Here is a 19,539-nt window from a genome sequence, read left to right as displayed (position 1 = left end):
CCGATGCGGCGCCTGCCCGTCTACCTGCTGCTCGACACCTCCGGCTCGATGCGCGGGGAACCCATCGCGGCCCTGAACGTCGGTGTGCGGGCGATGGTCCAGGCGTTGCGGCGCGATCCATACGCGCTGGAGACGGTTCATCTGTCGTTGATCACCTTCGATATCGAGGCACGCGAGCTCTTGCCGCTGACGCCGTTGGAGCAGGTCCAGATCCCCGAGATCCGGGTTCCCGACTCCGGGCCGACCTTCCTCGGCGCGGCGCTGAAGCTGCTGATCGAGCGCGCCAAACGCGACGTCCGGCGGACCACGCATGGAGAGCGCGGCGACTGGTTGCCGCTGGTCTTCGTGATGACCGACGGCAGCCCGTCCGACAGCCAGGCCTACCGCGAGGCGGTTGCCGCGCTTCGGCGCAGCGGCGGTTTCGGCAACATCGTCGCGTGCGCCGCCGGCCCCAAGGCCAGGCACGAACCTTTGCGCGAACTGACCGACACGGTCGTATCGCTCGATACGCTCGACGGCACGGCCTTCTCGCAATTCTTCCGATGGGTCTCGGCGAGCATCGCGATGGGCAGCCAGAGCGCCGGTGCGGCGCCGACCAACACCTTGCCACCGCTGCCGAAAGAGATCACGATCCCGATATAGGCGCATCCCACCCACCAGGCCGAGCCGCTCGGAGCCATGATCGGCGACCCCTTGCGCTCGGAACATGGCACCACTCGCCTCTCCTCCCATCCACGACAAAGACCCGGTATCCATGGATCGATTTCCTTACCCTGTCGCCCGCGTTGGCATCATCGGCGGCGGCCAGCTCGGCCGCATGCTGGTCAAGGCTGCGAAACGGCTTGGTTGCACCTGCGTCGTACTGGATCCGACGCCGAATTCCCCGGCCGGCCAGGTCGCCGGCCATCAGATCGTCGGACATTTCCAGGACCCGGCGAAGCTGCGCGAACTGGTCAGCGTCTGCGACGTGACGACCTATGACATCGAGGATGTCGACACCGAGACGCTGGTCGTGCTGGAGCGCGAAGGTTACCGCATCTACCCCGAGCCGCATGTGCTGGCCGAGGTCCAAGACAAGCTCCGACAGAAGGAACGCCTGGCCGCAGCCGGCGTGGCCACCGTCGAGTTCGCGCCGCTCGAGCACGCCGACCCGGCGGCCTTCGCCGCGTTTGGCTATCCGCTGGTGCAGAAGGCCCGCCGAGGTGGCTACGACGGGCGGGGCGTGGCCGTCATGGCCAGCCCCAGCGACTATCGGCGCCACCTTGCGGTGCCATCGTACCTGGAGCGCTTCGTCACCGCTGACAAGGAACTCGCGGTTCTGGTCGCAAGGGGCCGTGATGGCGACTACCGCACCTACCCTGTCGCCGAGATGTGCTTTCGGCCGGGCGAGAACATCCTCGACCTGCTGCTGGCCCCGGCCCGGATCCCGGACGCGACCGCCGACGCCGCGCGGGAACTGGCCCGGCGCGCCGTCGACGCGATCGGCGGGATCGGGATCTTCGGCGTCGAGATGTTCCTGACCGGCGACGGCCGGCTGCTGGTCAATGAAGTAGCGCCGCGCACACACAACTCCGGGCACTATACGATCGAGGCCTGCCTCACCAACCAATTCGAACAGCATCTGCGGGCGATCCTCGGATTGCCGCTCGGCGCCACCGAACAACTGTCGCCGGCGGCGATGATCAATCTACTCGGGGAACCGGACCACGGCGGGCGACCGGTCATCTGCGGGCTGGCGGCCGCCTTGGCGATCCCCGGTGTGTCGGTCCATTTCTACGGCAAGGCATCGACCCGCCCACACCGCAAGATGGGGCATGTCACGGTGCTCGACGCGGACATCGAGGCGGCGCGCCGCAAGGCCGAACAGGTGCGCGAACATTTACGGATCACCGGGGAGGAACCGTTGTGACCCAGGCATTGGTAGGCATCATCATGGGCAGCGACTCCGATCTGCCGGTGATGCGCGAGGCAGCCACGGTGCTCGCCGAATTTGCGATCCCGTTCGAACTGACGATCGTCTCGGCGCATCGCACACCGCGACGGCTCTACGACTACGCGGAGAGCGCGGTGGCACGCGGTCTCAAGGTCATCATCGCCGGCGCCGGCGGCGCCGCGCACCTGCCGGGCATGGCGGCGGCGCTGACACCGCTGCCGGTGATCGGCGTCCCGGTCAAGAGCGCCGCGCTATCCGGTCAGGATTCTCTGCTGTCGATCGTCCAGATGCCGGCCGGCGTGCCGGTCGCGTCGGTGGCGATCAACGGGGCAAAGAACGCCGGTATCCTCGCCGCCCAGATCCTCGCGACCGCCGATATCCAACTGCTCGAGCGGATCATCCGCTACAAGCGCGATCTCGAACAGCTCGTCCTCGAAAAGGCCGCGCGGCTCGAGGCGGGGGCCCAATCACCGGAACTGTGAACCCTGTCGCGCCTTTCGCCGTGATCGGCCGCGGCGCGCGATACCGGGGGGTTCCTGGATCGCGTATGCTTACCAGGGGCGGTGAGAAAGCCCCCGGGGTCTTTCAGGGACGCCTGTCCGGGCCTTGTGCTTGGCGACGGCACTGATTCGGGTTCTGCCCGCCAACGTTCGGCCGGCCCTTCCAGCCCTGCAAGGACGATTCGATTCCTTTCGAGGGAACCTCGAGCGGCGCTGGCAGCGCCGCGCGATCCGCTGGTCCTCGCAACCGAGCAGGAGCCTCACAGGTGGACATCGCCGAACTGCTAAGCTTCAGCGTCAAGAACAACGCCTCCGACCTGCATCTGTCCTCGGGTCTGCCGCCGATGATCCGCGTCGACGGCGACATCCGGCGCATCAATGTGCCGCCGCTCGAGCATCGCACGGTCCACGCGCTCGTCTACGACATCATGAACGACCGCCAGCGCAAGGACTACGAAGAGTTCTTCGAGACGGACTTCTCGTTCGAGATCCCCGGCGTCGCGCGCTTCCGCGTCAATGCGTTCAACCAGAACCGCGGTGCCGCAGCGGTGTTCCGCACCATCCCGTCGAAGGTCTTGACCCTCGAAGACCTCAAGGCCCCGGAGATCTTCAAGAAGATCGTCGACGTGCCGCGCGGCTTAGTCCTCGTCACCGGCCCCACCGGCTCCGGCAAATCGACGACACTCGCGGCGATGATCGACTATCTCAACGACAAGGACTACGCGCACATCCTGACGATCGAGGACCCGATCGAGTTCGTCCACACGAGCAAGAAGTGTCTCGTCAACCAGCGCGAGGTTCACCGCGACACCCTCGGCTTCAGCGAGGCGCTGCGTTCGGCGTTGCGCGAGGACCCCGACATCATCCTGGTCGGCGAGATGCGCGACCTCGAGACGATTCGGCTGGCGCTGACCGCCGCCGAGACCGGCCACCTGGTGTTCGGAACCCTGCACACGAGCTCCGCGGCCAAGACCATCGACCGTATCATCGACGTCTTCCCCGCGGCCGAGAAGAGCATGGTCCGGTCGATGCTGTCGGAATCGCTGCGCTCGGTCATCGCACAGACCCTGCTGCGTCGCATCGGCGGGGGCCGCATCGCCGCGCACGAGATCATGATCGGGACACCGGCGATCCGCAACCTGATCCGCGAGGACAAGATCGCGCAGATGTATTCATCGATCCAGACCGGCCAGGCACACGGAATGCAAACGCTCGACCAGAATCTCGCCGACTTGGTCAAGCTCGGCTCGATCACCAAGGCCGAGGCCCGCGGCAAGGCTCAGAACAAGGAATCCTTCCTGTGATCGGCGACGGTGTGCGCGGCATCCGCTCGCGTGCAACGACGCGGCCAATGAGGTAACGCAATGGAATTCAAGCAACTGCTCGCCTTGATGTCGGAAAAGAAGGCCTCCGACATGTTCGTCACCGCCGGCTGGCCTCCGAGCATCAAGGTCGATGGCGTGATCCACCCGATCGGCAGCAAGCCGCTGACGCCGACCCAGACCGCCGAGCTGGTAACCGGCGTCATGAACGATAAGCAGCGACTGGAGTTCGAGAAGACCAACGAGTGCCAGTTCGCGATCAGCGCGCGTGGCATCGGCCGCTTCCGTGTCAGCGCCTTCATCCAGCGCGACGCCGCCGGCATGGTCTTGCGGCGGATCGAGACCCGCATCCCGACGATCGACGAACTGCGCCTACCGGAGATCTTGCGCGAGGTCGCGATGACCAAGCGCGGCATGGTCATCTTCGTCGGCGGCACCGGCACCGGCAAGTCGACATCGCTAGCGGCCCTCGTCGGCTATCGCAACCGCCACAGCACCGGCCATATCATCACGATCGAAGACCCGATCGAGTTCATGCACGAGCATGATGGTTGCATCATCACGCAGCGCGAGGTCGGCGTCGACACCGAATCCTTCGAAGTGGCGCTGAAGAACACGTTGCGCCAAGCCCCGGACGTGATCCTGATCGGCGAGATCCGCACCCGCCAGACGATGGAATATGCGATCGCATTCAGCGAGACCGGCCACCTGGTGCTCGCGACGCTGCACGCGAACAATGCCAACCAGGCGATCGACCGCATCATCAATTTCTTCCCGGAGGAGGCACGCGCGCAGCTCTTCATGGACCTGTCGCTGAACCTGAAGGGCGTCATCGCGCAGCAGTTGATCCCGCGCCACAACGGCCAGGGCCGCTGCGCGGCGATCGAGATCCTGCTGAACACGCCGCTCGCCGCCGACATCATCCGCAAGGGCGAGGTCTACAAGCTCAAGGAGCTGATGAAGCGCTCGCGCGAGCAGGGGATGATCACCTTCGATCAAGCCTTGTTCGCTCTGCAACAGCAAGGCGAGATCAGCTACGAGGACGCGCTGAAGCACGCCGACTCGGCAAACGAGGTGCGCCTGATGATCAAGCTCCAGGGACAAGACGACCTGTCCAAGATCGGCCAGGATCTCGACGGGATTTCGCTCGTCGAACAGGACGACGGCGAACCGCATGTTCGCCTCTAGCCACCCGAGCCGCAGCGATCGCTCGATGCGCCGGACTCGGGTGGGCACGCCGCTACGCGACAAGCGCTTCTAGGGGATCGCCGGGGCCTCCCAGCCTTCATCGCTGGTCAGGGCCTCGAGAAAGGCTACGAGCTGCGCGATCTGTTCGTCGGACAACTCGCGGTCGACGAGCAGCTCGCTCTTGTGCGGATCCGGACCGCCGCCCGCGGCCATGTAACGGACCGCCTCTTCGAGCGTTGCGACGCTGCCGTCGTGGAAATAGGGCGCACTGCGGGCCACCGAGCGCAGCGTCGGCGTCTTGAAGGCATGGCGGTCGGCGTCGTTGTTGGTCACATTGTAGCGACCGAGGTCTGGCTCGGCCTTGCCGTATTCCAAACCGATGTTGAAGAAGGTGCTGTTGCCATAATAGGGCGGCGCATGACAGGCAGCGCAGCCGGCTTCACCCATGAAGAGCCTGTGCCCGGCCACCGCGTCCGCGCTCACGGCATCGGTCTCGCCCATCTCGTAGCGATCCCACGGCGAATCGTCGCTGTTCTTGGTGCGCAGATAGGCGGCCAACGACTTGACGATCGTCTCCGGGGTCGCGGCACCGCCCCAGACCACCTCGAACTGCTCGCGATAACCAGGTACCTCGTTGATCACCGCGGTCGCCTTCTCCGGATCGGCGACGATCTGGGCGCGCCAGGCGGCCATGATCTGCCCCTCGAGCGTCGTCGCGCGGCCATCCCAATACCAAGCGGTCTGGTAGCCGACGTTATACAGCGTCGGCGTGTGGCGCGTGTTCATCGAGCCATCGTCCTTGCGCGACAGGGGCTTCGCGTCCGTCCAACCAAGCTCGTGGAAGTGACAGCCCTGACAGGCCATCTCGCCGGTCCCGGACAAGCGTGGATCGACGAACAGCTGATGGCCGAGCGCGATCTTCTCCGGGGTCGGCAGATTGTCATCCGGGTGCGTCATCGCCGGCAGCGCCGACAGCCGCATGACGGAAGGGTCGGGCTCGGCGAGCCCGACGGTGGACCAGGAACCGGCAACCAAGACAACCGCGGCCACCAAGCCGGGATAAGCTTTCATCGTTCTCGGCCTCCATGATCGATCCGGTGTGGACAGCCCGCGCACACCAGGAGTATTGGAAGATCGGACATATCCGCCATGAGCAGTACTGCCCTTGCGGACATGCGGCCACCCGCCCCGAGCGACAAGCGCGCTTATCCAGATAACGAGCGGGGTATTCTCTGCGCGGGACGGGCCGGTTGCCCCCCTGTCAGTGGTCGATCCGCAGCAGGGTTGCCGATGATCGGGGGCCAATCACCGGATCGGATAGTCGTTGGACAGGTCGCGCCCGCAATCGCAACGCGGCTGACCGGCGATCAGGAAGGCCCAGCAGCGCTTGCACAACGGCTTTCGCGCCTCGGTGGTCGGTGCGGCGGGCGCCGGCGCCGCGGCGCGTGACAGGGGCGGAGGCGGAGGCGGTGCGGAGGCGGCTTGGTCGAGCACCGACACAGGCCGCTCGAGGGCATCATGTTGGTGCATATCCGGGAGCTTGATCCGAAACTCCTGCGCGAGGCTGTCGAGGTCGATGTTGAGCCGGCGCGCGTAGCTGACGATGCACTCGGCTTCCTGCATGTCGCATTCGCCATCGGCGAAGGCGACCGCGAGTGCCCCGAGGATCACGAGCTTGCCCTCGTCGTCCCCTGGATCGATGCCGCTGATCACGCGCACGAAGGTCTCCTCTTCGCCGAGGAAGGCCGCGATCGCGTAACCGCGGAACTTTTCGATCAGCTCATCGGCCGAGAAGGCGCTGATGAAGGGATTGTCGTGATTGTCGAGCAGAAAACGCCGAAAGCTCTCGATCTCGCCAGGCAAAATCCGGCCGTTCTGGGACGCAACGTCGCCCGCGACGGCGCAGAAGGCCTCGATCAGATTCTGGTGCTTACCGCGCTTGAGGCGGCCGCCGACACCGCGGAAGGCGCTGCCGACGCCGCCGATGAAATCGATGCCCGCATTGACGATGTTCTCGCCTCTTCGCTGCCACTGGGACGCCATGATGCCGTCTCCTCTGATCCGGACGCGGCCCACGCGGCCGCCGACCCCGTCCTACGCTTGATTGGAAGGATCCCAGTATAAACAACCGGGCGCCATCGCGCGCCGTTCGAAAGCGTCCGAATCCTGCGCTTGTGGCCGACAACCGGACCGGGCGGCGGGCGCCGCGTCAGACGCGCAGCAACAGCCTGGCCGGATCCTCCAGTGCTTCCTTGATCGCGACCAGGAACTGCACCGCATCGCGCCCGTCGATCAACCGGTGGTCGTAAGACAGGGCCAGGTACATCATCGGCCGGACCAGGATCGCACCCTGCTCGACCACAGGCCGCTCCTGCACCTTGTGCATTCCGAGAATCGCGCTCTGCGGCGGGTTCAGGATCGGCGTCGACAACAACGACCCGAAGACGCCGCCGTTGGTGATCGTGAAGGTGCCACCGCTCAAGTCCTCGTAACTCAGCGTGCCCTCGTTGGCCTTGCGGCCGAACTCGGCAATACCGCGCTCGATGTCGGCCATCGAGAGCCGATCGCAATCGCGCAGAACCGGCACCACGAGCCCGCGCGGGGTGCCGACCGCGATGCCGATGTCGTAGTAGCCGTGGTAGAGGATATCGTTGCCATCGACCGACGCATTCATGACCGGGAAACGCTTCAGCGCCTCGACGGCAGCCGTGACGAAGAAGGACATCAGACCGAGCCGAGCCCCGTGGACCTGCTCGAAGCGCTCTCGGTGGCGCTGCCTGAGCTCGGTCACGGCTTGCAAGTTGACCTCGTTGAAGGTGGTCAGGATCGCCGCGGTCCGCTGCGCTTCGACCAATCGCTCGGCGATCCGCGCCCGCAAACGGGTCATCGGCACGCGTTGCTCGGGCCGACCGCCCTCGTCATCGCGAGCGGCGATAGGGGGGTACTCGGGATCCGTCTCCGGTTCGGCCGGTTCCTCCCGGTCGAGGTAGGCTATGACATCGGCCTTATGGATGCGCCCATCACGACCGCTACCCGGGATCCGGGTCGGATCCAGACCCATCTCGGTCACCAGGAGCCGCGCCGCTGGGGCCAAAATCGGGGCCTTCGCCGGGCCATGGCTCGCAGCCCGTTCCGGTGGCACCGGGATCGCGGGCGTCGGAACCGACGGCGACTCGTTCGCGGCGGCTGGCCTGGTCAGCGACCGCGAGACCTCGGGCGCCGGTGGCGGCGCATCCGGTGCCGGCTGCGCTGTCTGGGTCGCAACGGTCGCGGCCGCGTCGATCCGTGCCAGCAACCGGTCGGCGCCGACCACCTCGCCCTCGGCCGCCGCGATCTCGGCCAGGACCCCATCGACCGGAGCCGGCACCTCCAACACGACCTTGTCGGTCTCGAGCTCGACCAGATTCTCACCGCGACGGACCGCGGTCCCCGGGGCCTTGTTCCAGGCCAAGACCCGCGCCTCGGCAACGGATTCCGGGAGGGTCGGGACACGGACTTCGGTAGTCATAGCGGGATCCTTCGATTCATATTCGGATTGATGCGGCCGCTCAAGGCTTCGTCGATCAGCCGCTCCTGCTGTTCGACATGCACGACGCGATGCCCGACGGCTGGCGCAGCCGAGACCGGTCGCCCGACATAATAGACGGGCAGGCCCTCCGGCGTCAGGGCATGGAGGCGGTGTTTGATTTGGTCCCACGCCCCTTGGTTCTGGGCTTCCTCCTGGCACCAGATCGCCTGGGTGGCGGCCGGGTAGCGGCCGATCGCGGCCGTGAAGGCCTGGCGGGGGAATGGATAGAGCTGCTCGACGCGGATGACCGCGACGTCGGTCAGACCGCGCGCGCGGCGCGCCTCGATCAGATCGTAATAGACCTTGCCGCTACACAGGATCACCCGCGTGACCTGCTCGGGGCCGAGTGGATCGACTTCGTCGATCACGAACTGGAAATCACCGGTCGCCAGTTCATCGAGGGTCGAGACCGCCAGCCGGTGGCGGAGCAGGCTCTTCGGCGTCATGACGATCAGGGGCTTGCGTTCCCGGCCAAGCATCTGCCGGCGCAGCAGATGGAAGATCTGCGCCGGCGTCGTCGGCACGCAGACTCGAATGTTGCGTTCGGCACTGAGCTGCAGGAACCGTTCCAGACGCGCTGAGGAGTGCTCGGCGCCCTGCCCCTCGAGGCCGTGCGGCAGCAGCATCACGAGCCCGCAGCACAGATCCCACTTGGTTCCCGCCGAGGTGATGAACTGATCGATGACGACCTGGGCGCCATTCGCGAAATCGCCGAACTGGGCCTCCCACAAGGTCAGCGTATTGGGTTCGGCCGTCGCGTAGCCGTACTCGAACGCCAGCACCGCCTCCTCGGACAAGATCGAGTCGATGGCCACGAAACTGCCTTGGGCCGCGCCGAGGTGTTGCAGTGGCGTGTAGCTGGCCCCGGTGTCCTGATCGTGGATCACCGCGTGGCGGTGAAAGAAGGTGCCACGGCCACTGTCCTGCCCCGACAGTCGCACTGGGATACCGGCGTCGAGCAATGTGGCGTACGCCAGGTTCTCGGCGAAGCCCCAGTTGAGCAACTGCTCGCCGCTGGCCATTTTCTCGCGCTCGGCCCAGATCTTCGCGACCCGTGGATGGAGCGCGAAGCCCTCGGGGACGCGCAGCATCCGGGCTGCGAGGTCGCGCAGTTGCTCGACGGTGACCGCCGTCGAGATCGGGTCCTCCCAGCCCGGACCGCGGCAGCCGCGCCAATCGACCTTGTAAGGGTTATCGAGTTGACACAGCACGGCCCTGGACGCGACGACACCCTGTTCGAGCGACGCGACATAATCCTCGAGCAGCCGCTCGTTTTCGGCATGGGTCAACAGCCCCTCGTCGATCAGCCGCCGCGCGTACAGGTCGCGGGCGGTAGGCCGCGCGCGGATCTTCTGGTACATCATCGGCTGGGTCACCGCCGGCTCGTCGGCCTCGTTGTGACCGAGACGGCGATAGCAGACCAGGTCAATGAAGACGTCCTTGTTGAAGCGATTGCGGTAGTCGAGCGCCAGCCGCGTGACGAAGATGACGGCCTCTGGATCATCGCCGTTGACGTGGAAGACCGGCGCCTGGACCATCTTCGCGACATCGGTGCAGTAGAAGGTCGAGCGCGTGTCGAGCGGATGGCTGGTCGTGAAGCCGATCTGATTGTTGACGACGACATGCAGGGTCCCGCCAGTCGAAAAGCCGCGCGTCTGCGAGAGCTGCAAGGTCTCGCTGACGACGCCCTGACCGGCGACCGCCGCGTCGCCATGGATCAACACCGGCAGCACCTGCTGGCCGATTCGGTCCAGCCGACGGCGCTGACGGGCACGCACCGAACCCTCGACCACCGGGCCGATGATCTCCAAATGGGACGGGTTGAAGCCGACGACCACGTGGACGAAGCCTCCCGGGGTATCGATGTCGGTGGCAAAGCCCATGTGGTATTTCACGTCGCCGGCCAGTTCATGCCAGGTCTTCTCGACCCGGTCCTCGAACTCGTCGAACAGGTCCCGTGGCGGTTTGCCGAGGATATTGGTCAACAGATTCAGCCGGCCACGGTGGGCCATGCCGATGACGATTTCCTTCTGCCCCTGGCTTCCGGCGCGCTGGATCAGTTCGTCGATCAGCGGTATCAGTGCTTCGGCCCCCTCGAGCGAGAAGCGTTTCTGGCCAACATAGCGGGTGTGCAAGTAGCGCTCGAACGCTTCGGCCGCGGTCAACAGCGTCAACAACCACCGGCGGTCGTCCGTCGCCAGCTCCGGGCGCGATCGATAACCCTCGATGCGTTTCTGGATCCAACGCTTCGGCTGGGTGCTGGTGATGTGCATGTACTCGCTGCCGACGACGCCGCAATAGGTCTCCTTGACCAAGGCGAGGATCTCGCGGAGCGTCATTCGGTCCGGTGCGCACAGGCTACCGGTGTGAAAAGTCCGATCCAGGTCGGCCGCACCGAGGTTGTGGTAGCTCGGATCCAGGTCCGGAACGTGGGGCTTCTCGCGCAGATGCAGCGGATCCAGCTCGGCAACCTGATGACCACGATAGCGGTAGGCATTGATCAATCGCAACACGGCCGCTTGCTTCGCGGCGGCGCCGGCCGCGAGCGCGGGCCGCACCGCGCCCGGGCCGGGCGGGCTCGGCACAGGCTGCTGCATCGAGCGGAGGAAGGCCTCGCGCACCGGGCCATGGGCAATCTCGCCGGCCTGGGCGCGACCCCACTCTGCGAAGCGCTCCCGCCACATCGGCGGGACCGCTTCGGGATCGCGCAGGAAACGTTCGTAGAGGTCTTCGATGAAGGCCGCGTTACCGCCATAGAGCGCGCCCGTTGCGCGAAAGTGGTCGAGCAGTGCGCCCATTGCTATTATTCTCATCTGCGGTCAGGCGGCGCCCCCAGGGCGTAACGCCGGATGTATAACACAAACGACCCGGTCCAAGGGCCGGCCGTACTGACGCCAGGCCAACCGGCGGGGCCTATCCTGGTCGTGTCCCTCGATTTGATCAGCGAAATCATCGACAGCCAGCCCCCGGCCGATCGGCGGCGGCGCCTTCGCACCCTGTGTGCGCAGCTCGAGGCCGATCGGGCCTATTTCAAGGCGCGCCTGGCGCTGATCGGGGTACCGGCGAGCGTGAACCAACGCACCCAGCAGAAGACGTTCACGCTGCTCGATCAGCAAGTCGGCGCGCGGCTGATCAAGGTCAAGGAGGCACTGGTCGCGAAGAGGTGACGCCGCCCTCGAGCACGGCGCCCCCAGCTGCATGGGACTCGCGCCTCACGGCGGAGGCTCCGTTGGCGTGGCACCCGACCGCGGCGCCGCGTTCAATACGCGGACATCGGCCTCGACCGGCAGCCGCCGCACCAGCGGTTCCAGCGCGGCGAGCTCCGGTGCCAACGCGGCGCGGGCTGCGACCGCCTCATCGTAGCTTCCATGCAGGCTATGGATCAGCACGAACCAAGGCCGGCCGAGGTAGCTCTCCTCGCGGTAATAGAGGCGCCGAGGCAAATCTGCGCGCGTCGCAAAATCGGTCAGCCGCTCGCGCTCGAAGTAGCCGACCAACTGCAAAGCGTAGCGCCGCTCACCAACCACGACGGCCCCATCGATCGATGGGGCCGGGACATCCGGTATCGGTTCTCCTGCGTGCGGGGGCGAAGCCGTCGGTGCCTCGTCGGGGGCCGAAGGGGGCGTCGCCTCGTCGCCCAGCGACGCCGAACGCCTCTCGGTCAGCGTCGCGATCCGCGCCGCGATCGTGCGCTGCTCATCCTCGAGCCGGCGCAGTCGACCGGCCAGGTCCGCCGCTTCCGCCACGCGGCCAAGGTCCCGCTCGGCAACGACCGCGGCCACTCGCTCGAGCTCGTCGGCCAGCGCACCGAGGCGCGGATCGCGGGCCTCGTCACCGAGCATCGCCGCATGCTGGCCGACCGTTCGTTCGATCCGCTCGATGTCGACGACGAGCTCCTGGTAGCGACGATCAGTGTACACATACAAGGCCGCGAGGGCCACCACGAGCCCGCACGCGATCGCCGCCAGCGACACGAGATGGCGACCTCTGTGGCGGCGCAGCCAGGTCGCGAGCTCCTCCTGCTGGCCCTGCCGCGCGCGCTGCAACAGGACCGCCGTACGGCGCCGGTCGTCGTCGACATCGCCGATCCGCTCGACCAGCGAGCGCTCGACCTCGTCCAGGCGCTCCCGCTGCGCGGCGAGGCCTGCCGCAAGATCCGCCGGAGTCGGTCCGTCGGGCGGGGTCGCGACATCCTTATGATGGTCCATGGTCTCCTCGGTCAAAAGTCAGGCTCGTTTGGTGTTGCTTTACGTGTATCAGACCGCCGTAGCGCATCCGACCGGCATCGCCCGATCTCAGGTCTCGCAGAGTCGAAAGCGTGCCGCCGATGGCGCTGACGATGGCTCGACCAGACCGACTGAGTGGGTCTGGGCGTCGTCGAGATCGATCTACGCCAGGGCCATCCTCCCTCGTCGGGTTCAGGTTCGCCGATCCTCTCCGGAGGATAGGCTAGCGAAGCGCCCCGACGATCACAAGCGGCGCCGAGCGTGCACGGGCACCTCGGTGATCCAGCGTACGCCTTCTTGCGCGATGCCTGAAGCGGTTCAGCCTGATCTGGCCTGAAACCTGCGGCAATCGCCTCAACGGTGGCACAACGACGACAAGCTACTGCAGCGCAACGGCGCGCGATGTGCGATCCTAACCCTCCCGGGTAGAGGTACGCCCTAGCGAAATGCCTCGACCAGAGGCACGTCACTTGGCATTCGGCGGTATATTCCACGTTCGATTCGAAGGTCGGATGCCCGCGTCTCCACGACGGTTCCAACGACGACGGACCGGATAGCCATGCAACAAGCGAACCGAGAGCGATTCGAGACCCGCCTCGTCGAGGCCATCGAGGACATTCTCCGCGAACCGCTGCCGGACTCGCGGCGCAACCTCCTTCGGGTGCAGGTGGCCGAACTGATCGAAGGCGTCCTGTTTGCCGATCAGCCCATCGTCGAGACCGAGATAACGGTGCTGCTCGCCGATCTGCGCGGCTTCTCGAGCCTGTCCGCCTCGTTGCCGCCGAACCGTGTCAGCGCCCTGTTGAACCGATTTTTCATCGCGATGAGCGAGGTGATCGTCGCGCACGACGGTCTGATCGACAAGTTCATCGGCGATGCGGTGATGGCGCTGTTCGGCGCCCCGCGTCGTCAGGACGATGACCTGCGCCGCGCGCTCGCCTGCGCCGTTGCGATGCAGCAGGCGATGCAAGCCTTCAATGCCACGGGCGTGGCACGCGGCGAACCGCCGCTCTACATTGGGATCGCGCTCAGCACAGGACCGGCCATGGTCGGCAACTTCGGCTCCATGCTGTACAGTGAATACACGGCCATCGGCGATACCGTGAACCTCGCGGCGCGGATGGAGATCTACAGCCTGCGCGGCCAAATCCTGCTCAGCGAGGCGAGCCGACGGGCCGCCGGTGACTCGATCAAGATCGGCCAGGTCAACGAGGTCCGCCCCAAGGGCCAGCCCGAACCTGTCCGGTTCTACGAACTGCGCGCGATCAAGGGCCGCGCGAACGCTGTCGTACCTCGAATCGAATTACGCAATGCACCGCGGATCAAGGTCGACATCCCGCTGGTCTTCCGGCGAGTCGAGGGCAAGAAGGTGATGCCCGAGCATCTCTCGGGCCGGATCCAGGACCTCGGTTACAACGGCATGTGCGCGGATCTGCCAGTCTGCCTGCCACCCTGCGCCGAGATCGTCGCGCGACTGGAACCCTGCTCGCAGACGGGCGAGCTCTACGCTCGGGTGGTGCGGACTCGGCCGGGACCAGGGTACTACCGCACGAGCCTGGCCTTCACGTCGGTCGGAACTCCGGCCCAGCAGGTCATCAAGCGTTACGTCGACGACCAGCTCTGGAGGCGCTGAACAGCGGCACGCCAAGGAGGCGCCGACGATTGGCCGTCCTGGCCCAAAACCAGCGACGGAACACGGCGGAGCTCCTGCCTCCTGTCCCTCACGGGAAGCGCTGAATCCTTCAATGCCTCGCTAACAGATCCGCGGCAGCGGTTCACCAGCGAGCCAATCGACGATCCGTTGACCACCGAACCGCGTCTCCATCTGCACGAACCGGTGCGGATCGGCGACGACCTCCCCGATCCGCGCGGCCTGCGCACCGAGCGGGTGGGCACGCATTGCGGCAAGCAAGATGTCGGCGTCGTCGGCTGCGCAGATCGCCACCAACTTGCCCTCGTTCGCGACATAGAGGGGATCGAGCCCGAGCAGCTCGCAAGCCGCCGCGACCGCGGGCTGGATCGGGATCGCCGCCTCGCGAAGACGCATGCCGACCCCGGATTGCCGCGCCAACTCGTTCAGCGTCGTGGCCAGACCGCCGCGCGTCGGGTCGCGTAGGCAATGGATGCCGGGCACCGCGGCGACCATCGCCGCGACCAGATCGTGCAGCGCCGCGCTATCGGAGCGGATCTCGGTCGCGAACCCGAGCCCCTCGCGCTGCGACAGGATCGCCACCCCATGATCACCGAGCGAGCCGCTGACCAGGACCGCATCGCCGGGCCGCGCCTGGTCGCCCGAGATCGCGACGCCATCGGGCACGACACCGAGGCCGGTCGTCGTAATGAAACAACCATCGCCCTTGCCGCGCTCGACCACCTTGGTGTCGCCGGTCACGATCGGCACACCGGCTGACCGCGACGCGGCCGCCATGCTCGCGACCAGACGGTCGAGGTCGGCGAGCGGGAAACCCTCCTCGAGGACGAAGCCGGCCGCCAGATAAAGAGGCCGCGCGCCGGCCATCGCGACATCGTTGATGGTCCCGTGCACGGCCAGACTGCCGATATCGCCGCCCGGAAAGAACAGCGGCGTGATCACATGGCCATCGGTGCTGATCACCAACCGGCCCGGCGGCGGCGTGAACAGCGCCTGGTCGTTGTGTTGACGCAGCAAGGGGTTGTCGAGGTGCCGCTGAAAGAGTTCGTCGATCAGTTGCGCCATCGCCCGACCGCCGGCCCCATGGCCCATCTCGACCGCGCCGTTGCGCAGATCGAGCCGCGCCGTGAAACCGCGATCGGTCGAACCTCGCTTGGCCATCAAGCCACCTGCCCCGTCGCGCCGGCGCCGCGGAAACGACCGTAGCTCCAATAGGCCGCGCAGGCCCCCTCGGACGAGACCATGCAGGCACCCAATGGGTTGTCCGGCGTGCAGACGCGGCCGAACAGCCGGCAGTCGGTCGGCGTCTTGACGCCGCGCAGGACACTGGCACAGTCGCAGCCCTTGACCTCGCGCCCGGGCGCGACCCGGACCGCGAAGCAGCGTTCGGCGTCGAAGTCGGCGTAGGGCTCGGCGATCGCGAGCGCACTGTCCGGCAGGACCCCGAGGCCGCGCCATTCGAATGCGGCCCGCCGCGTGAAGACCTCGGCCATCAGCGCCAGGGCCTTCGCATTGCCCGACGCGGTCACGGCCCGACGATACTGGTTGTCGACCCGGACCGGCCCCCTGTTGATCTGGTCCACCAGCATCAGGGTCGCGTGCATGACGTCGAGCGGTTCGAACCCAGCGATCACGATCGGCAGCCCGAATTCGTCCGGCACGAAGCGGTACGCCTCCGAGCCGATCAGCGTGCTGACATGCGAGGGCCCCAGGATACCGTCGATTCGCAACCCGCCGGAGTCCTGGCTGGCCAGGATCGCACGCAGGGCCGGTGGGGTCAGCACGTGATTACAGAGGACCGAGAAGTTCGCAAGACCCTCGGCACGCGCTGTTTCGATCGCGACCGCGGTCGGCGGCGTCGTCGTCTCGAAGCCGATCGCGAGGAAGACCACCTGACGATCCGGATCGCGGCGGGCCAGCGCCAAGGCGTCCTGCGTCGAGTAGATCAGACGGACGTCGGCGCCGGCGGCCTTGGCCTTGAACAGCGTCTGCCCACCGGTCGCGGGCACCCGCAGCAGGTCGCCGTAGGTACAGAGGGTCACCGGATGCTCGAGCGCGAGCCTGATCGCCTGATCGAGACGGGCCATCGGCAGCACGCAGACCGGACAGCCTGGGCCGTGCAGAAAGCGCAGGTTCGACGGCATCAGATCCGGGATTCCATGGCGAAACACCGCATGGGTGTGGCCACCGCAGAACTCCATCAGCCGATACTCGCGATCGGGCTCGACGGCCGCCGCGATCGCCGCAGCGAGACCGCGCGCGAGGTCCTGGTCGCGAAATTCGTCGACGTACCTCATCGTGCATCGGGCGCGGCCGGCGCGGTTTCGAACAAGCCGGCCTCGACCATCAGCGCAAGGGTCCGTTCGGCCTCCTCGGCGCTGATCTTGCTCAGCGCATAGCCGACATGGAGCAGGACATAATCACCGACGACCGCGTCCTCGATCAGGGCCAGGGAGACAGCCTTGTGGATGCCACCGAGGGCCACGGTGGCCGAGCGACCGTCGGCTTCGATGGCGATGATTTGAGCAGGAATGGCTAGACACATGGGCTTTGGTTTCCGAGTCAAGAGTTTAATCATGGGCGCCGAACCTGTCGACGATCAGGATGCTGGTCCGCACGATCCTCGGCCGGACGCGCCGCGTCAACCGAGATATCAATCGTCCCGAAAGTAATCGGAGGCGGCTCGCGGCGACCGTCGGCGGGAGGGATCCCGCCGTCGAGCTGACACGGATGTCCTTGCAGCGTGTCGCAGCGAGCCGTCTGCGATTACTTTTGCAACCCTCGATATCAGGGCGCAACCGATGGCCGTCAGTCGCCGGCTGCGTCGTATGCCAGCTCACAAGCCACGCAGGGGTCGACCGCCGCCACGAAGAGCCGTGCCCAGGCGTCGGCGGAGGGGCCGGCGGCGTCGATCAAGGCCGCTAACCCGCTCGCGAGGACCCCGTCCGGGTGGCCATTCCAGTCCGTCGGGGCCAGGATTCGATAGTCGGCGATACGATCACCGTCCAATCGCACCCAATGGGCCAGCAACCCGCGCGCCGCGGGCACCAGGCCGATCCCGGTACCCATCGCCGAATCCGGGCTGACGGCATCGAAGCGACCGGCGACATCGCTGGCGGCCGGCTCGATCAGGTCGGCCAATTCGACGAGTTGCGCGGCCAACCGGGTCACCAAGCCGTTACCGAAGGCCAGATCCAGGTCGCGGATCAACGGGTGATCCGCCCGCCGCGTCAGCGGACTCGTCTCATGCGGCCGGCCAGCCCAGGTCGGTGCGGCGATGAACGCGGCGGCCTCGGGGCCACCCAACACAGTGGCCAACGCACCGCCGGCGCAATCCGGCAGCGGCGGCACCGCACAGCGTCCGAATCCCCCGCGGCCGGTCGCCAACAAGACCCGGCACAGTCGCGCCGCCGGGGTCCCGGTGTGCTCGGACCAATAGGTCAACGCGGCGCGATCGCCGATCTCGGCGACCCAGGCCCGCGGTGCGCGACCGAACACCCATTCGGCGACGTGCCGACCGAGCGCCACCTCGGCCGCCGATCGCGCCCCGACCGGGTGCGACGCCGGCTCCTGCCGCCAGCGGTCATGGAGCGCGATGACCTCGGCCATCGCGCTGACCTGCGGCGCTTCGCCAAGCGCCAGCGGCCAATCGAGCAGAATGCGCCAGAGGTGCTCTCGCACCGTCTCCGCCGCAACCCGCCGCGCCCTGGCGCGGCGCTCCGACGAAGGCGCGGATCGGCCCCGAGCCTGTTCGAGCGCTGCGGCGCAAGCGGCCGCCTGCGCCGCAGCACAGAGTCGGAACAAGGCCGGAACGAGGGCCGCCATCTCGACCGCCTCTCGACCGACGAAGGCCCCGACCGATGACGGCTGGCGCATCGACCGCAACCGCACGCGAACCCCGTCGCCGTCACGCGAGATGCGCGCCTCGATCCAGCCGGTCAGGTCGTCGCCGTCAATCGCCCATGCCTCCGTGAAGAACGCGTCAAGGCCCGAGTCTATCCGAATCCGGCGCGTCGGAAACGATGTGAAATGCGACGTTTTCGGCCCCAGACTCCGGCCCACATCGGGGATGCCCCTCGGCCAACCCGATCGTTCGGTGAGCCTCTGGCCAGGAGGGCCAACCCAATGGCCCGACCCTACGATATAATCGTCTCCCACGGATCTTCCGCCGCGATGCACGAGTCTCGCACCCGATAGCGGTGTTGCGCGGTGACGCGGCTGCTCGCCTTCGAGCTCGCCATGACTCGTCGCGGTGCCTTGCCCTCGGGCACGATCGACACGTCTCGCCTACCGCAAAACCCATGTGCGACGGGTACGACAGCGCCACGAGCGAACGCCGAATCCGTGAACCAAGGCCCGTCGACCGTGTGGAGCCCATGCCCGCGGCCGGCCAGTCCCTGACGAGAAACGACGAGCGATCATGCTGAGCAAGGACCAACTGGCCCGGCTGCGCCGGGACATCGTGTTCACCGCCGAACTCGGCGGCCGCGTGCTGACCTTACACAGCACTTGGGGGTTGTTTTCACCGCGCGAGATCGACGAAGGCACGCGGCTGCTGCTCGCGCGGATCAGCGTGCGCCCCGACGACGAGTGCCTGGATCTCGGGTGTGGTTACGGTGCGCTGGGCCTGGCCCTCGCGGTCGGGGCGCCGGCTGGCCGGGTCCTGATGGTCGACAAGGATTTCGTTGCCGTCGAGTATGCGCGGGCCAATGCCGCACGCAATGGCCTGAATCATATCGAGGTCCAGCTCAGCAACGGCTTCGATCAGATCGAGCCGCGGCGGCGCTTCGACCTGATCGTCAGCAACGTCCCCGCCAAGGTTGGCAAGGAACTGCTGGCCTTGCTGCTGCATGATGCCCACACTCGACTGCGCCCCGACGGGCGCCTGTACCTGGTGACCATCAATGGCCTGCGCCAGTACATGAAGCGCAACCTGCTCGAGGTCTTCGGCAACTACGAGAAGCTCAAACAAGGGCCGCACTACACGGCGGCCTTGGCCCGGCGCTTACCGCAGCCCGATCGGCGAACCAGTGAGGCGGCCGAACACCGAAGATTGAATTAAAGAGGCCAAATGCTTACTCTTGACTCTTGATAACGGGCGTTAGGTTACTACGCCCTTCGTCGGCACGGCTGGCACCCGGGCCGTGACCC

The 19,539-nt window shown here is 66.5% G+C and carries 17 protein-coding genes; 8 read left to right on the top strand and 9 right to left on the bottom strand.

What is annotated here, in order from left to right; all coding sequences use genetic code 11:
- Positions 1 to 3: 3 nt before the first annotated feature.
- The 5 genes from ABC977_RS15105 to ABC977_RS15085 all read left to right on the top strand — a co-directional run bounded on the left by ABC977_RS15105 (position 4) and on the right by ABC977_RS15085 (position 4,943).
- On the top strand, positions 4 to 642 hold the full coding sequence (locus ABC977_RS15105) for a vWA domain-containing protein (protein WP_369668105.1): 639 nt from the start codon (positions 4 to 6) through the stop codon (positions 640 to 642).
- 112 nt (positions 643 to 754) lie between these two features.
- Positions 755 to 1,909, top strand: coding sequence for a 5-(carboxyamino)imidazole ribonucleotide synthase (purK, locus tag ABC977_RS15100; protein WP_369668104.1), 1,155 nt, complete (start codon positions 755 to 757; stop codon positions 1,907 to 1,909).
- A 23-nt stretch (positions 1,910 to 1,932) separates the two neighbouring features.
- Entirely contained in the window at positions 1,933 to 2,415 is a 483-nt protein-coding gene (gene purE, locus ABC977_RS15095) for a 5-(carboxyamino)imidazole ribonucleotide mutase (RefSeq protein WP_369668113.1), read from the top strand.
- A 284-nt stretch (positions 2,416 to 2,699) separates the two neighbouring features.
- The gene (locus ABC977_RS15090; RefSeq protein WP_369668103.1) at positions 2,700 to 3,737 is read left to right on the top strand and encodes a type IV pilus twitching motility protein PilT; all 1,038 of its coding nucleotides are present in this window, start codon (positions 2,700 to 2,702) and stop codon (positions 3,735 to 3,737) included.
- 60 nt (positions 3,738 to 3,797) lie between these two features.
- Complete coding sequence (locus tag ABC977_RS15085) at positions 3,798 to 4,943, top strand: PilT/PilU family type 4a pilus ATPase (protein ID WP_369668102.1); 1,146 nt, start codon at positions 3,798 to 3,800, stop codon at positions 4,941 to 4,943.
- 69 nt (positions 4,944 to 5,012) lie between these two features.
- On the opposite strand, the gene ABC977_RS15080 is transcribed toward ABC977_RS15085, so the two are convergent.
- The 4 genes from ABC977_RS15080 to ABC977_RS15065 all read right to left on the bottom strand — a co-directional run bounded on the left by ABC977_RS15080 (position 5,013) and on the right by ABC977_RS15065 (position 11,309).
- Entirely contained in the window at positions 5,013 to 6,014 is a 1,002-nt protein-coding gene (locus ABC977_RS15080; RefSeq protein ID WP_369668101.1) for a cytochrome-c peroxidase, read from the bottom strand.
- 234 nt (positions 6,015 to 6,248) lie between these two features.
- Positions 6,249 to 6,986 carry a TerB family tellurite resistance protein gene (locus ABC977_RS15075; protein WP_369668100.1) on the bottom strand — a complete coding sequence of 246 codons (738 nt, stop codon included), beginning with the start codon at positions 6,984 to 6,986 and terminating at the stop codon, positions 6,249 to 6,251.
- 166 nt (positions 6,987 to 7,152) lie between these two features.
- A complete protein-coding gene (gene odhB, locus ABC977_RS15070) occupies positions 7,153 to 8,451 on the bottom strand; it encodes a 2-oxoglutarate dehydrogenase complex dihydrolipoyllysine-residue succinyltransferase (RefSeq protein ID WP_369668099.1) in 1,299 nt (432 codons plus the stop codon).
- Positions 8,448 to 11,309, bottom strand: a complete 2,862-nt coding sequence (locus ABC977_RS15065) for a 2-oxoglutarate dehydrogenase E1 component (RefSeq protein WP_369668098.1) — start codon at positions 11,307 to 11,309, stop codon at positions 8,448 to 8,450. The genes odhB and ABC977_RS15065 overlap by 4 nt, the downstream gene beginning before the upstream one ends.
- Positions 11,310 to 11,360: 51 nt before the next feature.
- Between ABC977_RS15065 and ABC977_RS15060 the strand changes: the two genes are divergently transcribed.
- Positions 11,361 to 11,678 (top strand): hypothetical protein, encoded by a 318-nt coding sequence (locus tag ABC977_RS15060; RefSeq protein WP_369668097.1) that lies wholly within the window; start codon positions 11,361 to 11,363, stop codon positions 11,676 to 11,678.
- A gap of 45 nt (positions 11,679 to 11,723) precedes the next feature.
- Here the strand turns inward: ABC977_RS15060 and ABC977_RS15055 are convergent, their stop codons facing one another.
- Positions 11,724 to 12,719, bottom strand: coding sequence for a hypothetical protein (locus ABC977_RS15055; RefSeq protein WP_369668096.1), 996 nt, complete (start codon positions 12,717 to 12,719; stop codon positions 11,724 to 11,726).
- Between the two features lie 577 nt (positions 12,720 to 13,296).
- Here ABC977_RS15055 and ABC977_RS15050 point away from each other — a divergent pair.
- Entirely contained in the window at positions 13,297 to 14,370 is a 1,074-nt protein-coding gene (locus tag ABC977_RS15050; protein WP_369668095.1) for an adenylate/guanylate cyclase domain-containing protein, read from the top strand.
- Between the two features lie 120 nt (positions 14,371 to 14,490).
- Here the strand turns inward: ABC977_RS15050 and hypE are convergent, their stop codons facing one another.
- The 4 genes from hypE to ABC977_RS15030 all read right to left on the bottom strand — a co-directional run bounded on the left by hypE (position 14,491) and on the right by ABC977_RS15030 (position 18,264).
- Positions 14,491 to 15,549, bottom strand: a complete 1,059-nt coding sequence (hypE, locus tag ABC977_RS15045) for a hydrogenase expression/formation protein HypE (RefSeq protein WP_369668094.1) — start codon at positions 15,547 to 15,549, stop codon at positions 14,491 to 14,493.
- Complete coding sequence (hypD, locus tag ABC977_RS15040; RefSeq protein ID WP_369668093.1) at positions 15,549 to 16,685, bottom strand: hydrogenase formation protein HypD; 1,137 nt, start codon at positions 16,683 to 16,685, stop codon at positions 15,549 to 15,551. Before hypD ends, hypE begins: the two co-directional genes overlap by 1 nt.
- Entirely contained in the window at positions 16,682 to 16,933 is a 252-nt protein-coding gene (locus tag ABC977_RS15035) for a HypC/HybG/HupF family hydrogenase formation chaperone (RefSeq protein ID WP_369668092.1), read from the bottom strand. Before ABC977_RS15035 ends, hypD begins: the two co-directional genes overlap by 4 nt.
- 263 nt (positions 16,934 to 17,196) lie before the next feature.
- A complete protein-coding gene (locus tag ABC977_RS15030; protein ID WP_369668091.1) occupies positions 17,197 to 18,264 on the bottom strand; it encodes a nickel-dependent hydrogenase large subunit in 1,068 nt (355 codons plus the stop codon).
- Positions 18,265 to 18,808: 544 nt separating this feature from the next.
- On the opposite strand from ABC977_RS15030, the gene ABC977_RS15025 reads away from it, so the two are divergent.
- A complete protein-coding gene (locus ABC977_RS15025; RefSeq protein WP_369668090.1) occupies positions 18,809 to 19,450 on the top strand; it encodes a class I SAM-dependent methyltransferase in 642 nt (213 codons plus the stop codon).
- Positions 19,451 to 19,539 lie beyond the last annotated feature (89 nt).

The sequence above is a fragment of the Thioalkalicoccus limnaeus genome (assembly GCF_041197575.1).
GTDB classification, from domain to species: Bacteria; Pseudomonadota; Gammaproteobacteria; order Chromatiales; family Chromatiaceae; genus Thioalkalicoccus; species Thioalkalicoccus limnaeus.
This window is presented reverse-complemented; position numbering and strand designations above follow the sequence as displayed.

Coding starts and splice junctions, on each gene's coding strand:
- ABC977_RS15105 (WP_369668105.1), top strand. CDS start 4: ATGCGGCGCCTGCCCGTCTACCTGCTGCTCGACACCTCCGGCTCGATG.
- purK (WP_369668104.1), top strand. CDS start 755: ATGGATCGATTTCCTTACCCTGTCGCCCGCGTTGGCATCATCGGCGGC.
- purE (WP_369668113.1), top strand. CDS start 1,933: ATGGGCAGCGACTCCGATCTGCCGGTGATGCGCGAGGCAGCCACGGTG.
- ABC977_RS15085 (WP_369668102.1), top strand. CDS start 3,798: ATGGAATTCAAGCAACTGCTCGCCTTGATGTCGGAAAAGAAGGCCTCC.
- ABC977_RS15080 (WP_369668101.1), bottom strand. CDS start 6,014: ATGAAAGCTTATCCCGGCTTGGTGGCCGCGGTTGTCTTGGTTGCCGGT.
- ABC977_RS15075 (WP_369668100.1), bottom strand. CDS start 6,986: ATGGCGTCCCAGTGGCAGCGAAGAGGCGAGAACATCGTCAATGCGGGC.
- odhB (WP_369668099.1), bottom strand. CDS start 8,451: ATGACTACCGAAGTCCGTGTCCCGACCCTCCCGGAATCCGTTGCCGAG.
- ABC977_RS15065 (WP_369668098.1), bottom strand. CDS start 11,309: ATGGGCGCACTGCTCGACCACTTTCGCGCAACGGGCGCGCTCTATGGC.
- ABC977_RS15060 (WP_369668097.1), top strand. CDS start 11,361: ATGTATAACACAAACGACCCGGTCCAAGGGCCGGCCGTACTGACGCCA.
- ABC977_RS15055 (WP_369668096.1), bottom strand. CDS start 12,719: ATGGACCATCATAAGGATGTCGCGACCCCGCCCGACGGACCGACTCCG.
- ABC977_RS15050 (WP_369668095.1), top strand. CDS start 13,297: ATGCAACAAGCGAACCGAGAGCGATTCGAGACCCGCCTCGTCGAGGCC.
- hypE (WP_369668094.1), bottom strand. CDS start 15,549: ATGGCCAAGCGAGGTTCGACCGATCGCGGTTTCACGGCGCGGCTCGAT.
- hypD (WP_369668093.1), bottom strand. CDS start 16,685: ATGAGGTACGTCGACGAATTTCGCGACCAGGACCTCGCGCGCGGTCTC.
- ABC977_RS15035 (WP_369668092.1), bottom strand. CDS start 16,933: ATGTGTCTAGCCATTCCTGCTCAAATCATCGCCATCGAAGCCGACGGT.
- ABC977_RS15030 (WP_369668091.1), bottom strand. CDS start 18,264: ATGCGCCAGCCGTCATCGGTCGGGGCCTTCGTCGGTCGAGAGGCGGTC.
- ABC977_RS15025 (WP_369668090.1), top strand. CDS start 18,809: ATGCTGAGCAAGGACCAACTGGCCCGGCTGCGCCGGGACATCGTGTTC.